The sequence below is a fragment of the Paenibacillus sp. GM1FR genome (genome assembly GCF_002803315.1).
In the GTDB taxonomy this organism is placed as follows: domain Bacteria; phylum Bacillota; class Bacilli; order Paenibacillales; family Paenibacillaceae; genus Paenibacillus; species Paenibacillus amylolyticus.
This window is the reverse complement of record NZ_MKZL01000059.1, coordinates 366,243-381,271: the sequence shown is the minus strand read 5'-3', so window position 1 is coordinate 381,271 and position 15,029 is coordinate 366,243. Positions and strand designations below refer to the sequence as shown.

The following is a 15,029-nucleotide window of genomic DNA, read 5'->3' as shown; positions in this document are numbered from 1 at the left end:
TACATTGAGTTCTATTACAACCGCAAGCGAATGCATGGCGCGCTAGGGTATCTTTCCCCTGCTCGTTTTGCGATGAAATTTACGGACAAATCCGCAGCGTAGTGTCTACTTTTTTGACATAGGTCCATAGTACAGATCATAATTTTGGTAAAGAGATTATTATAAATTGTTCAGATGAAAATATTGCAAGAAATATTCAAGTACTGATGTACTGCGGGAGTCTTCTTGTCTATCCAAATATTATGGAGAAAAAGTGTCCACCTTTTGTATATGATTCAGACAGAGGGCATAATCTTGAAGAAATTTATTTAAAACATCATGCAGATGATCATTTGATTTATGGCTGTGAAACTGCTATAAAAGCATGGGAGCAAAAAGAAATTATTTACAGCTTACTTAAATATAAATTTAGTCTTGAGCATGATTCGTTCACACCACACTCTTTAAGCCCAAGATACGGCCAAGTCTTTAATAACTACTATGCTGAGTATGACAATATAGTAAACGCATCTTATGCTTTATTAAGTGCATATCAGATTATTGAGGAACTTGGATTAGAAATTAGGTCAAGTCAACAAAACCCACGATTCATTGGTGATGAATGGAACCCGAAGGTTAAAAATAACATTGTTTCTAGATTGAACGAAATAGGAATATCTGAAGAAGAAGAAATAGTTTGGATTAAGCGTGGTGAAGAAACTCAATTGCAAAGTGAGATAAAACCAGTATTAGGCGTCGAGGCTCAATATAATGATGGAAACATATTTGGTGATACGAATATGAAAATCTTTGACGCAATACATTATGCTAGCTACATCAGGAATTTCTTCATAGCGCACAAATTTTCTGAGATCACTCGTTTTCTCTCTCCCTATGACATTCACAATGTGCAAGATCTAGCGAGAAGATTATTACTGAGCAAATTAGGCTTATGGGATAAACTGATCTGAAGATATTTCAATGAAGTAGAGAACTTCCCACGCTGAGGGCCTACGCCCTTGATCAGATAGGAGCCGGATACCCAGCATACGCTGGGTCGTGAATACAGGAACGTTATAGGAAATCAGCATAAAATAAAAATTAATGAATAAGAGGTGTGCAATGAATAATATTGAATTGAACGATTTTGTTTTACCTATCGTTATCCAAAATGATTATAAATACGCCCAAGTACTTGAAGAAACTTTGAATGATTTTTTATCTGCAATTCATGGACGTCAACACATAAGTGATACAATTTATCAACAAACAGTGAGAAATAAGGAAAAAATTTTAGAAGCAATTAATCACTATCAAAATGCAGACATTTCAAGTGCAAAGAGTTGTATTCATGATATATTGAACGATTATGTTCATGATCCTTTTATAGTAGCACAGCTAAATGACTCTACTGCATTCCGAGGTTTAACGCGTTTTTCTAGTTCAGTACCAGAAGCAATTCCACACCCAATATCGTATTCAGCAATACGAATGTTTAAAGCGCGACTAGGAGTTGGTAATTTTGATAGAAGTGACTTTTTGCACATCCCTTTTAATAAAAGAGGTATTGTTTCTACTCAACGGTTTAGTATAGCTGGTGTACCTTGTATGTATTTTGGTATAACATCTTACGTTTGTTGGCTAGAGTTAGGAAAACCTTCTGATAGTGGATTTAACGTATCCGCCTATGACTTACCTGGGAATATGAGAGTGTTAAATTTAGCTATACCTCAGATGCTACTCAATGGTTTGTCTAATCGAGACGAATATATTCAGCCAGTTTTGAGTATGATCCAATTATTTCCGTTAGTAATTGCTACTTCATTTAAAGTTATAGAGTCAAATCGAAGTTTTCGAATTGAGTATATTATTTCTCAATTAATCATGCAATGTTTAACGTCGTTCAATATTGATGGCGTTGCTTATATTTCAAAACAAGTAAAAAATGATTCGAGTAATTATCCATATTGTATAAACTTTGCTGTACCAATGAAAAGCAATTCAGATAAATTATTTAGTGACTTTGCTGAAAACTTACCTTTAACCAATCCGATTAATTTTGCAGAGTATAAACAATTAATTAATCCTAATGTGTTAGCTCAAGGACATGCTATGTCATTCGGTACGTTGTTTGAAAATCATCCCCTGACTTACATGGGAAAAAGGATAAGATACGACAATTTACTATTTAGTAAGCTAGATGATTTTTTATATAATGAAACATTTGAAGTAGTTAGTAATAATCCAAGCTATTCTTAAGAAAAAACTTTATTAAAGCGGATTTGCGTATTTCAAGATGACATCCTATAACATAATATTCACGCTGAGGGCAGATGCCCTTGGTTCGGCATTCGCCGAACACCCGACATACGTCGGGTTTGAATACGGGAACGTTATAAGAAATTGCCGCAATCACAAAATTGTTGAAGGAACAATGGATTCATTATTTGATTTTAAGATCATTTCAAAACATAGAATGGTAAACCAGGCGACACATTCAATCGGCTAAGTCTGTCGACCCGTTCTATATGAATTGTGACATTAAATTAAGAGGGTAGGTGCTTTGAAGTTTGAATATTAAAAACATAATTTCAATTCTAATTATTATTGGGCCAGGACTATATTTTGGTTATGTTGGAAAATCAACAGAAATGGGACTTGCAATTTTATCTGGTGCTGTAGCTGTAGCTTTTATGAATATTGATAAGATCCAGCGATTTAAAGGAGCTGGATTTGAAGCTGAAATGAAAAAAGCAGTGGAAGACGCATATGCTACGATAGAGAATTTAAAAGAATTGGCCACACCATTAATTATTACAGTAGTCACCAATCTAACTTATTCCGGACGTCTTGGTGGCATGGATCCTCATAGAAAACACAGATTTAAAGATGAACTAAAAATCATTTCTGATAAGTTATTAATTACTGATTCAGAACTTGAGGACGCTATGAGTAACTTTCATAGATATCATACATGGGATCATATCTCACGTATTGCTGATGAAGTACATAAAGAACAACTTTTGTCCGATGAGCATAGAAGAAAGCTATCTGAACTAAGAGATTATTCTTCAAGTCATTTTCCTTCGGTGAATGAAATAAAGAATTTATTTATTGGTACACCAATACCTGAACGGATACAAGACTTGATTGATGATTACGATTACTATCTAAAAAATAAAAAACTAAGGAGATGAGTCTCTATTTCCAGAATGGATGTATTTCGGGGAAGAGTCATGACATCATATAAGAAAGCATTCCTACTGCGGGCATTCGCCCTTAATCGCTAAGAAGGATTTTCAAGGAAAGATTATTCAGGCGATACATTCAAGCAGCTAAGTCTGACGACCAGTTCCCTTCGGTCACTTAAGCTGCTTGAACGTCAGGAATGCCAAACGTTAGACAAAGACTTTTGAATAAATATAAGTATGGGAGAAGTCGATGAAGTTTACTAAATTAGTAGAAGATTTAGAAATGATTATTGAATATAAAATCAGAGATGCAATAGGGGAAACAATTAGTGAATTGAATAAAAGGAATATGCTTACAGCATCATTTGCAAGTGATAATATCATTACTTCTGGATTCATGGAACTAAACAATCAGATTATTAATAATATTGAGGAATTCAGTAAGTTAAAACTACTTAAAAAGGCAGAAATCATAGTGCTAAAAAAGCAAATAAATATAATAATAGAAAATCAAAGTATATTGTTAATAGATGAAGCGACAAAAAGTACAAGTTATGAACCAACTTACTTGAAACAAGAACATTTAAAAAAAGAATCAAAGAGGATTATGAATATCCAAATTGAACGTTTACTAAGAGAAAAGAAGCAAAAAACTATTAGTTTTTGGTGGGATCTTTCGAAGATTGCATTTACAGCTATTGTTGCTGGATTTATTGGAGGATATATAAAAGACATTTATTTCAAGTGAATTTAATGATGAAAAGTCCTTCGTATAACATTGTATCTACGCTGCGTCGCTTTCGCTCCTTGGTCTACCCGAAGGTTTTCAGAGAAGCGGATTCAGGCAGAAAGTCTTACAGGGCTAAGTTGCGGAGTCACCCAGTCACTACGCTCCTTTGAGCCTTTTGGGTTCGTAGATACAGAAACGTTAAGCGAAACATAAAATCTAACTAAGTATGAGGTAAGTAAAATTTGTTGAATCCTAGAGAACAAGCGATATTAATTTGGATTGGAATATTCGTAATTTATGTTTTGTCTATGAAGGGTGTTAGGGCATCAATACCTCAAATTTTTAAATCTTTTTTTGGCTTGTTTAGGCACCCTATTTTTATTCTCACAAATATATATATACTATTTATTTTTTGCATAATGTTCTTCTTTAGAATACTTGAAGTAGGAGTGGTTAAAGACTATGTAGTTTGGATTTTCACTGCATTATATCCTTTGGTTTTTCGTGTTTCTTCAAAGTATAAAGAAATAAATATAAATAAGATATTTAAAGATACTTTAAATTTAAGTATAGTTCCCCTATTTGTTATTAATGAATATACTCTATCACTCGTTTCAGAACTAGTAGTAGTACCTATTTTAGCGTTAATTGCTGGGATTTTAGCTGTAACTGAAAGAGAAGAAAAGTATGTACAAACTAGAAAGTTATTAAATAACATATTAATGATTTTCGGATTTATATTTATATGTACTGCATTGATAGGCTTGATAATGCATCTAAATGATGCATTGGAAGTAGACTTTTGGATAAAGATGTTTATCGACATTATAGGTATAGTTTTGCATATTCCTCTTTTGTACTTTCTTAAATATGTAGGTTTTTATGAACAAATTATTATTAGGACTAGAATTGGTAAATCGAAAAAAATATATGCAATGGTTATTGTTTTCTTTAATTATAGATTTAAAACAGAGAAATTATTAGAGTGTTCAAAGAATTATAAACTATGGAATATTAATACTATCAATGAATTAAGAGATTTTCTGAAGTTTGAATCATGAGGAATAAACATCGCTTAACATAATATATAAGTAGTGGCTCCTTCGGAACCTTGGTCTGTGAGATGGATTCCGAAGAAACATTTCAGCAAAAAAAACCTTTGGGGTTCGTGAATTCAGGAACGTTAGGCAAAATATTATCCAAGGAGGATATGAATGAATATACTAGCAGTTGATTGTTATTTTGAGCATGGAAACGTTTCTACAGATGAGTTTGGCTCTTCAATTACCTTTTTAGATTATGATGTCATAATATGGGATCCAAATTTCACCTTGTCAAGTTACGAAGCCGATAGAACAAGCAGCACATACAGGGGAATTAAAAATCTTTCCGAAAAAGATTCAACTACTATTCAATACGATATTAAGAGAAGAAAAAACGAAATAAAAGAACTTTTTAAATTAGGTCGAACTGTCATAGTGTTTATGGCGCCGAATCAAATTAGTTATTATCATACAGGTGAGAAACAGTTTTCTGGTACTGGAAAGAATAGAGTTACAACTAATATAGTTAATCAAATAGATCTTTTATCTATTCTACCTCAAAAGTTAAACGTTACAGAGGCTAAAGGTTCAAATATAGATTGTAGAGCTTCTGAGCCATTTAAATCCTTTTTCACAACAAATAAAAAGCATTTTCAATATGAAGCATATTTTAATCAAACTACAGGTTCTCCCTTGTATTTTGTTAAAGGTACTGATAGAGCAGTAGGATCTTACTTAAAGATTGAAAATGGGAATCTATTATTTATACCAACGTTTGCTGATGACGATGATGAAGACTTACAAAAGGGGTTTATAGATTCTGTTATTGTTCTTGTAGATGAGTTGAAGCGAAGCACAGGAGACTTCGAGCAGCCTTCATGGAGCAAAGAATTTATATTACCTGATGAGACAGAGAAAAACAAACAACTTGATGTATTAGAGAAAGAACTAGCTTCAATTCTTGAGAAGATAAATCAGCAAAAAGAAGAAATATATATGATTGAAGGCTATAAAATTTTATTTACAGGTTCAGGCAGAGCTCTTGAAATTCAGGTTGCTAAAGTATTTGAAGAGTTGGGATTTAATGTGGAAGAAGGTTTACCAGGCAGAGATGATTTAATTATTTCATGGAAAGATAAAGTTTCAGTAGTAGAGGTAAAAGGCGTTTCTAAAAGCGCCGCTGAAAAACATGCTGCACAATTGGAAAAATGGGTAAGTACATACTTCGAATCCCATGATCTAATGCCCAAAGGAATATTAGTAGTTAATGCATTTAAAGATGTAGTATTGGATAAACGAGTAGAAGATGATTTTCCAAGTCAAATGATCACTTACTCTGAGAAGCGGGATCATTGTTTAATTTCAGGTCTGCAATTGCTGTGTTTGTATATTGATTGCTTGAAAAACCCAGAAAAAAAAGAAGAATGTCTAAATGAGTTATTAAACACTAATGGAATCTATGATAAATACAATTGGAAAGAGATCATCAAGATTAATTAAAGCGACAAAATAAAAGAAAGAATGAAATAGAGTAAATATACTCCGCTTAATAACAAACTGATGGATTAAGCATTCGCCCTGGGGCCAACAATGAAGGAGGTTGGGGAATTTATAGCAGCCGATCACGCAGAATACACTGGTCCCACAATTTGTTAAACAAAAAAAGTGAGGTTTAATTATGAGCAAACTCTATAAATATAACAAGGCTTTGGAAATAATTCTATTTGGATTATCCGTAGTCATTATTAACTATCTATTAAGCAAAAATTATTATTGGGGAGTATTAATAACATCAATTGTAATCATTTTACTTGAGATTTTTGTAAAAAACAAAGAGTACAATCCGATAATTAAGTCAGCAAATACTAGAGATGAAAAAAATAAAGAAATAGAGAGTATGGTATTACAAATCATTACTTTATGGACAATTATGAATCTAAAAATAAGAGGAATTCTGAAATAGCTAAAGCAATTGATGAGGCGAATGAATTGTTTATACTTGCTGAAACAGGGAAATCATATTTGGATATTTCTACAGATAGACATTGGAAGAATATAAAGGAAAGTTTAAATAAAGGAGTATTTTTTAAGGTTTTGCTGTTTGATCCTCATAGTAAAAATAAACAAGTTAGAAATAACTTGAATAATGCTGATGGAGTTGATCGAAAGTTAGATATTGAGAGTCTTATAACACTGAATGATAAATATGAAAATGTGGAAATTAAGTTTACTGACGAAGTCTATTGTTCAATATTTTTTACGGATAAGTATATGATCTATGATCCTTACCATTTGGGTAAAATATCAGATCGTATTGAAAATAATTTCATTGCTCTGGAATTCGAACGTAATAACCGAAATTACAATATATTAAAAAGTCACTTTGATAATTGTTGGAAAAATTCCAAATCATTTGATAAGGTTGTGAAAAATGAAAAGAATAATTCTCAATTACAACCAAAGTTGTAATTTAACTTGTGATTTTTGTTATGTGAATTTCTCAAAAAATAGAAGACAAAACATATGAGGTTGTAAAAAGAGCAATATCATTGGAGTTCAACGTCATCACTTTCGGTGGTGGTGATTCTTTTAGTAAAAGAAGTTTTAGAAATTCATGTATACTAGCAAAGGAAAGAGGGTTATTTACCCAAGTGGATACAAATGGTATTTCAATAACTAAAGGTGATTTTGCATTTATTGAAAAGTATGTCGATTTAATTGGGATTTCCTTAGACGGGATTGGTGAAGTTCATAATTCCATGAGGAAATCAAAGAATTTATTTACTAAAATAGATACGGTTCTAGGAACATTAAATGAATTAAAAACTAGAATTAAGATAAATACCATACTAACAAATCAAAACAAAGGGGCTATTCAAGATTTATATAGATATTTAATGCTGTATGACAATATAGACAGTTGGAGTATATATCAGTTTTTTCCTTTATCCGTTGCAAGAAAGAATAAAGATGTGTTTGAAATCAATAAAGATGAGTTTGACAGTGTATTGACTTTTTTAGATAAGGAGAATAACAAATTTAATATCGAAAAATTTAAATATAGTGATAGAGTTACTGGATATATATTCTGTGATGAACAAGGAAAGCTATATACGAATAGTATAGAAGGAGACTACCGATCAATCTGTTCAATTTTCGATATAGATGTGGCAGAGAAACTATCTAGGCTTGAAAACTTCGTTAATCCTAAAACAAAAAAACGTTATGTATAAATTGACTATTCTTTGTTAATTTGTGCTGATTACTGCTAAAGAAGAGCCATCTGTTGGGATGTCAACTCAAAATGGATGATTTAAATAGGAGTTTCGGCACCTCAACACCATCCCAACTGTATGAAGCTTTGTCGGACTTACCCTTTCTAAGGCTATTATTATGAAGGGAATGATATATTGTTATCGTAAAAGATGATGAAGTTTATAACAATCTTTCTTACTTTGTTTCTTCCCCGAGCAAATGCCCCACTGAAACCTCCAAAGCCTTCGCAATCATCACCACTTCATAGTCTTGAACCAGACGATACTGCCCCTCCAGACGCGAAAGACTGGTCTGACTGATATCCAAGCCCAGTGTTTGCAGTCTGGCGAGGAATTCTCGTTGTTTAATTCCTTTACTTTTACGAATTGCTACGACTCGGGAGCCAATTATGTTTTTATCGCCAGGCGGTTCTTGTCTATGCTTCATTATGTACACCTCTCATTTCAATCAAATTGTATGAGAAATAATGGTTGTTTTAATGCGAATATCGAATTAAAATAAAATAAACCGATAATCGCATTAAAATTGACTACTCACGTCTAGTCTTAGCAAGACATGGCGTAGTTTAGACCCATCAGAGAGGTGGATGTATGAGCCGGTTGCTTGACTTATTGGAAGAGGAACGGCGCAAGCTTAATCAGCTTGGAGAGGCATCCTTGAAGCAAGCGATTCCGTTGTGGGACAACCCCGAAGTGCAAGAACAGAGCCGAAGGGTGGACGAACTGGTGGCCCGAGTGGGTGAAATGAAGGCGAGACATAACCGAGTTGTACGATGATGAGTGAGGTACATAATGCGTAGGGGAGGAGAAGCAATGGATTTTCCACCGTGGTTGCAACAAGCGATCCAGGCAAGGTTAGATGAAGTATCTGCCCGAATCGAGCATGACCCTGAATTGAGTCGTGTACGTGAGGAAAAGGACGAAGCGTTCCAAGTTTTGTTTGCTGGCAAGGATATCGAGCAGACACCTGAATATGCTGAGTGGGAGAGCCGATTCATTGTCAGCAGAGGAGTAGAGAATGAGCGGTTGTACATGCAAGGGCTGAGAGATGGCATTCAACTCACAGTATCCTTGCTAGGTGTCGATGCCGGAGGAGATTGATACGAGGCTTGATCCACTAACGCGAACCCTAAATCAGTGGAAGCGACCTCGATCTTTAACTTAAAAACCCGAGCCGAAGCGTGAATAACTCGCTTCGGCTCGGGTTTTAATGCTTTACTTTTCCAAATCCAACTCTTATTTCGCGCTTACCGACTTAAACCAATCATTCACTTCTTGCGTGATCTGATCTCCGCCATTGGATTTCCAGTTGGCTACGAATTGGTCAAAGGCATCAATTGGCAGATTGCCGTAGATGATTTTGTTGAAGGTTTCCATCTCGGACTGGCGAAGCAGGTTCCATTTGGATACCATGGTTGGTGTTGCAGCGCCAGTGAAATAGTTTTGTTTACGGACGTCGATCTGGGACATCACGACTTTACCTGCATACCAGTTTTCCGGTTTACGGAATTCAGCCATTTGTTTCTCGTAAGGTGTCTCAGGCTTCTCGCCGTTGGCCAGCTTCACGAGTGTTTTCATGTACAGATCCGGGATACGCGCTGGGCCGGTCAGGAAAGGGAATTCGTTGGAGAAGTCTTTGATCTTCTCTTTGTCACTGGTCGGTTGTCCGTCAATGATATCCCAGTCGTAACCTTTGGCGAAGCCGTATTCATACTCACTGCCCGCTTTCGGGTTCGCAAGGTTATCCAGCAGGTAGTTGTAATACAGGAAGATGGCTTCTGGATGCTTGGCATCCTTGTTGATCATGATACTTGCGTTGACACCAGAGTTCTGCCACTTCGTACCTATCTTGCCGTCTGGGCCAGCTGGAACAGGGTAAGCTTTATATTTTGAGCCAGGTACGTTCTTCAGCAGGTCAGGTGCAGGCCAGTCCGGTACCCAGTTGGCGCCAGGCAGAATGCCCGCTTTGCCAGCTGTCCAGCTTTCAGCGGATTTGCCTTCGTCCCACAGAGCGGAGTCAGCGTGGATATAACCTTTATCCATCCATTCAGCCAGCTTGGCAAGGGCTTGTTTGGCACCTGGGTTAACGGAGCCGTATTCGAGGTTGCCGTTTGCGTCTTTGTTCCATTGCTCTTCAATTGTGCCGTATGCACCGAACAACCAGTCGAGCTGACCCATCCAGGTGTTGGTGTTATTTTTCAGCGAGATTGCCAGCGGGAATACTTTGTCTGGAGACAGACCGTCCGGGTTCTCGTTTTTGAATTTGTCCATGATGTTCTCAAGATCTGCAATGGTTTTCGGAGCTTCCAGGTTCAGCTTCTCCATCCAGTCCTCGCGGAGCCAGAGCAGTGTATCGTCGTTATCGGTGTACTCCATGATCGGCATGTTGTATTTCTTGCCGTCCTTGGTGAACGGATACCACAATTCAGGATGTGCTGCGGCGTGATCTTTCAGGGTCTGACTCGCGTACTTGTCGAACAACTCATCGATGGCGATGAATTGACCGGAGTCGATCAGCTGATTGGTCAGTACCGCATTGGTCGGTACGGTTACAAAATCAGGCAGCTTCTCGCCAGAGGCGATAGCCAGTTGCAGCTTTTGTCTGTATTGATCGTCATTGGCCGGATACCAGGTATCTTTATGCTTCATACCCAGCGTTTCCAGCATCCAGCGATCGTGCACATTATTTTCTTTGGTATCTCCTTGCACGTATTTCTTCGGCATTAATACCGAACTGAACTCGATGGGTGGATCATATTTTCCTTTAGCAAAAGCAGCTTCTGCTTCCGCTGAGCCGACAGTTCCCGGCGTATTATCGGTACCATTGTCACTGGCTGTCTCGCCACTGCCGCACGCAGTGATCGTGATGAGCGCGATAACCATGAGCAGTGACCACCATGTTTTAAATTTGATCATTGTTCAATCCCCCTACGGTGTATGATCTTTACAGTGTAACTGTACCAATTTGTGCGGGAGTGCATCTATATGAGTTTTTTAGTTTTGATAGGACTCTATTAGTGAATGTTCAAAAAGAGCGGTTTTCAGTCATTTTATTTGTGCTGGTCTCTGTACTCCTGCGGTGTAACGCCAAACTGGCGTTTGAACACCTTGATAAAATAAGCCGGGTCCATATAACCAATCTCCATGCTGATTTCGTACACTTTTTTGGTGGTCGTGACCAGCTTGTGACAGGCCCGATCCATGCGCAGGCGCGAGATATAATCACTGATGCCTTCGCCGGTTTCGATCTTATAGATCTTGGACAAATGGGTCGGGTGCAGATTGACATGGTCAGCCAGCACACGCAAAGATACATCCAGATGCAGGTTCTTATCTGTAAAATCCTGAATCTTCTTCACATAATCAGAACGGATGTCCTTGATCTCGTTGGACGTGCCTTCCTTGAGTTTGCCAAGGACACTGAGCGACCATTTCCGCAGTTTGCTGATGGTAGCGAAAACTTCCCCACTTTGCAAATCCTCGACATCATTTCCCATTAAAGTGGTCAGAGTCAGCTTGTTCCGGTGGGCAATATTGGTGAATGAAGCCGTAATAAGAAAACCTGCCTCCATGCAATGCTCCCATGATTCCGACCATTTCTCATCCAACTCTGCGCAGACCGCGCGTATTTTCTCTTCCGCTGCATCCCACTGTCCGCTTTCTAACAGGCTAATGAAGGTGGGCGGGGTGTACAGTACATCCAAGGGACCTTGTGCCGCAGGTGTTTCGACATCGCTGACACGCATGACAAATTCGCGTTCATCGCCAACAATCTGCCGGAAATAGGCGGAAGCCTGACGGAAGCGATCGTAAAGCTGATCCGGAAAGGTGAACCACTCGGTGATAACGATGGAGAGGGAGCCTTTCAGAAACTGTTTTACTTTGGATTGAAGCTGAATTGATAGCTTCTCCAGAATGGTTTCTTTGCCAATATCGCCTTTCCGATCTTTCAACTGAAGCAAAAACACTAGATATCCGTGCTCCTCCTTGACGCCCCACACTTCCATAAACTCACCTATAATCTCTTCCGCCATATTGATGATCGCATATTCGATCAGGGTCTGATCATTGCTGTCATAGTGTCCGAATTCTTCTTCCAGACGTACCAGCATTAATGCGGCATCCCCGGTATGAAAGGGCAGAGCGTAATTGGCTAGCTTACGCTCCCATTCGGCAGCGGCGATTCGTTGTCCCTGTAAAGCTCCTAGGAGTAGTCGTCCCCGCAAATGGGGGAGATTCTCTCGCAACGTAAACTGCGTTCGTGTCAGTGAACTGACAATTTCCCATTCATTGTTCAATTGATCGATGGCTTTCTGCACAGCGCCCATTAATTCCTCGTCTGTCGGGGGCTTCAGCAGATAGTCCACAGCTTCGAACTGGATGGCTTTTTTGGCGTAATCAAATTCGGAATACCCGGATAACAGGATACATTTTATTTTTTTGTCCCGGATGCGGATGCGTTCGATTAGTTCAATGCCCGTCATTTCAGGCATCTGAATGTCCGAGATCACGATATCGATGGGGTGGGTGTCAATCATTTGTAGTGCTTCGTGGGCCGAGTATGCTTTATGCACATGTTCGATCCCCAGTGTGTGCCAGGGCTTGGTCATGGACAGGTTATCGACCCAGTGTGCTTCATCGTCTACGATCATCATTTGCATTATAATGTCTCCCTTGGTGGTTGAGCTAAGGCATATTTACACTTGCCACTCCGATGACAGAACAACCTTCCGATCGCTGTTCAAGCCCCATTTTCTGACTTAGATGATTATAAGGTTAAAATGGTGCTTGAAAGGCGAACGCTTTGCTTCTTCAGGTTTTTTCTGTCCTCTACGTTCACGTGTAAATGGTTCGTTCAAAATCAAATAGTCAACTTATCGTTCGTATCGAAATTAATTTGTATCGGTATTATCTTTATCGGAATCTGTATCCTCTTTTGGTATCTCCCAGATGATTTCGGTTCGGAATCCGCCAAGTGGGGATGGGCCGAATAGGAGGTAGGAGTGACTGCCGAACAGGTGCGTGATTCGTTGGTGCGTATTCCAAAGGCCGCAGCCCATTTCTTCTTGTAAAGGTTCCTGCATTTTCAAGTTCAGTGCTTCGTACTGTTCCGGGCTTAAGCCAGGACCATCGTCGTCGATGTATATTCTGCCAAAACCGTTCAAGCGCTCCCCGGTAATTCGGATTTCCCCGGATGAATAGGACTTCGCCACGCCGTGTATCACGGAATTCTCGACCATCGGTTGAAGCATTAATCGTGGCACCGACTGGGCAAGCATATCCTCAGGGATATCGATGTGATACTCAATACGACCATTGCGTAGCTTCTGGATATCCAGATAGTTGATCAGCAGCTTGATCTCTTCTTGTAGCGACGACGTCTCCCGTTCCATACGGGTGGTGTAGCGATAATACGCACTTAGGTTATGCGCCATGGACACCACGGCTTGCTCGTCTTTCATCTGGGCCATGTTGATGATATAACCAAGACAATTATATAGGAAATGCGGATTGATCTGCGCTTGTAATTGCTTCAGCGTAGCTTCCCTGGCTCTAATTTTCTCATGGAAAACATTCTCGATCAGATCCTGAATCTGATGGGACATATCGTTGAATCGGCGGAACAGGAATGAGAACTCATTCTGGTTTTTGCTATGCAGTCGGACAGAATAATCCCCTTGCTCTACACGGCGTAAACCTTTGATCAGCTTTTTGATCGGATATTGAACATTTCGGTACAGCAGGATTGAAGCAGAGATACCCACCACCAGCAGCAAAATCATACAGGTGTAGAACAGATTCTGACTCAGCGAGATGGGTTTCAAAATCTGATACAGTGGAATCACGTCAACCAGGTGCCAATCCAGATAAGTGGACTTCACAGAGCTAACCAGATAGTTTTTCCCGTTCAGCTCCACGACATCCTGCGTGGTATCTTCGGGAGAGTGCGTATCCAGATACTGAATGAGTTCTGCGGACAACTGCTTGTCCGCGCTGCGATTGAGAATGGGGGAATTTCCTTTGTGATACAAGAAAGGATCGCCTTGTCCGCCCGCTTTATACGTATCCAGCATATTTTGAATGTTCTCGTAGCTGAAGCTGGCTTCAATCACCAGGTTACTTCCCGTGAGCATCCCCGGCTGTGCCAATGAATCCGTATAGAACCAATAGAAGGAGTTCAGTTCGTCCTGTGATGCGGTACCCTGATCCCCATAGGTCCAACGTCCACTCATATTTTTTTTCAAATACTCTTCATCATATCCTGTCGTTTGGTTGTAGTTGGCGATGACATCCTTATTCTGCTGTGAATGCACCGCATATCGGGTGGGCCATATATCCGTAACGCCGGTTTGCAGCGTCATCTTCTCTTGTATCACATAACGGGTCTGCATACGGTCATATCGATCATCCCACATGTTGAGGCCGTTGAATGCTCTGACATTGGGGTCTCGGGAGAGAATCAGGCTGAAATCCATCATCTGGTTGATGCGGGAGTCGATCTGACTGGACAGAAACGTAAGTTGTTTCGTGTTGGAGATCTGCAGTTCTTTGCTGACGACATCATAGGTGACGTTATTCGAGTAGGTGTACATGATTAGAATGGGGATGAACAAGACCACAATTAACAAGTTTATTTTGGCAAAAAGACTGAATGGGGATCTGGTTTTACCTTGAAAAGGCATTAAGCGCTTCCATATATACATGAAAAGTCTCCTTCTAATTCGTGTGTAAACTACCTCTTCTGATGATACCCTAACAAAACACTATCAAGCCTAACAATGTTATATAGCAGACCTCAGTATGGCTTGAT

The 15,029-nt window shown here is 38.8% G+C and carries 15 protein-coding genes; 11 read left to right on the top strand and 4 right to left on the bottom strand.

Annotation, left to right across the window (positions count from 1 at the left end):
- The first annotated feature begins 206 nt into the window (after positions 1-206).
- From PAEAM_RS27950 to PAEAM_RS27910, 9 genes are all read left to right on the top strand, one after another.
- Positions 207-950, top strand: a complete 744-nt coding sequence (locus PAEAM_RS27950; RefSeq protein WP_133120489.1) for a hypothetical protein — start codon at positions 207-209, stop codon at positions 948-950.
- 151 nt (positions 951-1,101) lie between these two features.
- Positions 1,102-2,238 (top strand): RES domain-containing protein, encoded by a 1,137-nt coding sequence (locus PAEAM_RS27945; RefSeq protein WP_243391491.1) that lies wholly within the window; start codon positions 1,102-1,104, stop codon positions 2,236-2,238.
- A gap of 311 nt (positions 2,239-2,549) precedes the next feature.
- Entirely contained in the window at positions 2,550-3,176 is a 627-nt protein-coding gene (locus tag PAEAM_RS27940; protein WP_100529652.1) for a hypothetical protein, read from the top strand.
- Between the two features lie 244 nt (positions 3,177-3,420).
- Complete coding sequence (locus tag PAEAM_RS27935; RefSeq protein ID WP_100529651.1) at positions 3,421-3,918, top strand: hypothetical protein; 498 nt, start codon at positions 3,421-3,423, stop codon at positions 3,916-3,918.
- Positions 3,919-4,142: 224 nt separating this feature from the next.
- Positions 4,143-4,961, top strand: coding sequence for a hypothetical protein (locus PAEAM_RS27930; protein ID WP_100529650.1), 819 nt, complete (start codon positions 4,143-4,145; stop codon positions 4,959-4,961).
- 153 nt (positions 4,962-5,114) lie between these two features.
- Positions 5,115-6,443, top strand: a complete 1,329-nt coding sequence (locus PAEAM_RS27925) for a hypothetical protein (RefSeq protein WP_100529649.1) — start codon at positions 5,115-5,117, stop codon at positions 6,441-6,443.
- A gap of 178 nt (positions 6,444-6,621) precedes the next feature.
- A complete protein-coding gene (locus tag PAEAM_RS27920) occupies positions 6,622-6,906 on the top strand; it encodes a hypothetical protein (protein WP_100529648.1) in 285 nt (94 codons plus the stop codon).
- Positions 6,864-7,412, top strand: a complete 549-nt coding sequence (locus tag PAEAM_RS27915) for a hypothetical protein (RefSeq protein ID WP_165790070.1) — start codon at positions 6,864-6,866, stop codon at positions 7,410-7,412. Before PAEAM_RS27920 ends, PAEAM_RS27915 begins: the two co-directional genes overlap by 43 nt.
- 26 nt (positions 7,413-7,438) lie before the next feature.
- Positions 7,439-8,176, top strand: a complete 738-nt coding sequence (locus PAEAM_RS27910; protein ID WP_481856144.1) for a radical SAM protein — start codon at positions 7,439-7,441, stop codon at positions 8,174-8,176.
- A gap of 217 nt (positions 8,177-8,393) precedes the next feature.
- Here PAEAM_RS27910 and PAEAM_RS27905 read toward each other — a convergent pair whose 3' ends face one another.
- Entirely contained in the window at positions 8,394-8,645 is a 252-nt protein-coding gene (locus PAEAM_RS27905) for a helix-turn-helix domain-containing protein (protein WP_100529645.1), read from the bottom strand.
- 164 nt (positions 8,646-8,809) lie between these two features.
- On the opposite strand from PAEAM_RS27905, the gene PAEAM_RS27900 reads away from it, so the two are divergent.
- Together PAEAM_RS27900 and PAEAM_RS27895 are read left to right on the top strand one after the other, a co-directional pair.
- Positions 8,810-8,995: a hypothetical protein gene (locus PAEAM_RS27900; protein WP_047842110.1), complete on the top strand. Its 186-nt coding sequence runs from the start codon at positions 8,810-8,812 to the stop codon at positions 8,993-8,995.
- Positions 8,996-9,031: 36 nt separating this feature from the next.
- Positions 9,032-9,319 carry a hypothetical protein gene (locus PAEAM_RS27895; RefSeq protein WP_100529644.1) on the top strand — a complete coding sequence of 96 codons (288 nt, stop codon included), beginning with the start codon at positions 9,032-9,034 and terminating at the stop codon, positions 9,317-9,319.
- A 135-nt stretch (positions 9,320-9,454) separates the two neighbouring features.
- Here PAEAM_RS27895 and PAEAM_RS27890 read toward each other — a convergent pair whose 3' ends face one another.
- From PAEAM_RS27890 to PAEAM_RS27880, 3 genes are all read right to left on the bottom strand, one after another.
- Entirely contained in the window at positions 9,455-11,134 is a 1,680-nt protein-coding gene (locus PAEAM_RS27890) for a type 2 periplasmic-binding domain-containing protein (protein WP_100529643.1), read from the bottom strand.
- 134 nt (positions 11,135-11,268) lie between these two features.
- Positions 11,269-12,879, bottom strand: a complete 1,611-nt coding sequence (locus PAEAM_RS27885; RefSeq protein ID WP_100529642.1) for a response regulator transcription factor — start codon at positions 12,877-12,879, stop codon at positions 11,269-11,271.
- A 231-nt stretch (positions 12,880-13,110) separates the two neighbouring features.
- Positions 13,111-14,922, bottom strand: a complete 1,812-nt coding sequence (locus tag PAEAM_RS27880; protein WP_100529641.1) for a sensor histidine kinase — start codon at positions 14,920-14,922, stop codon at positions 13,111-13,113.
- Positions 14,923-15,029: the final 107 nt, after the last annotated feature.

Excerpts from the sequence above, each read along its gene's own strand:
- PAEAM_RS27915 (WP_165790070.1), top strand. The coding sequence starts at position 6,864 with ATGGACAATTATGAATCTAAAAATAAGAGGAATTCTGAAATAGCTAAA.
- PAEAM_RS27945 (WP_243391491.1), top strand. The coding sequence starts at position 1,102 with ATGAATAATATTGAATTGAACGATTTTGTTTTACCTATCGTTATCCAA.
- PAEAM_RS27900 (WP_047842110.1), top strand. The coding sequence starts at position 8,810 with ATGAGCCGGTTGCTTGACTTATTGGAAGAGGAACGGCGCAAGCTTAAT.
- PAEAM_RS27925 (WP_100529649.1), top strand. The coding sequence starts at position 5,115 with ATGAATATACTAGCAGTTGATTGTTATTTTGAGCATGGAAACGTTTCT.
- PAEAM_RS27895 (WP_100529644.1), top strand. The coding sequence starts at position 9,032 with ATGGATTTTCCACCGTGGTTGCAACAAGCGATCCAGGCAAGGTTAGAT.
- PAEAM_RS27935 (WP_100529651.1), top strand. The coding sequence starts at position 3,421 with ATGAAGTTTACTAAATTAGTAGAAGATTTAGAAATGATTATTGAATAT.
- PAEAM_RS27905 (WP_100529645.1), bottom strand. The coding sequence starts at position 8,645 with ATGAAGCATAGACAAGAACCGCCTGGCGATAAAAACATAATTGGCTCC.
- PAEAM_RS27950 (WP_133120489.1), top strand. The coding sequence starts at position 207 with ATGTACTGCGGGAGTCTTCTTGTCTATCCAAATATTATGGAGAAAAAG.
- PAEAM_RS27885 (WP_100529642.1), bottom strand. The coding sequence starts at position 12,879 with ATGCAAATGATGATCGTAGACGATGAAGCACACTGGGTCGATAACCTG.
- PAEAM_RS27880 (WP_100529641.1), bottom strand. The coding sequence starts at position 14,922 with ATGTATATATGGAAGCGCTTAATGCCTTTTCAAGGTAAAACCAGATCC.
- PAEAM_RS27890 (WP_100529643.1), bottom strand. The coding sequence starts at position 11,134 with ATGATCAAATTTAAAACATGGTGGTCACTGCTCATGGTTATCGCGCTC.
- PAEAM_RS27920 (WP_100529648.1), top strand. The coding sequence starts at position 6,622 with ATGAGCAAACTCTATAAATATAACAAGGCTTTGGAAATAATTCTATTT.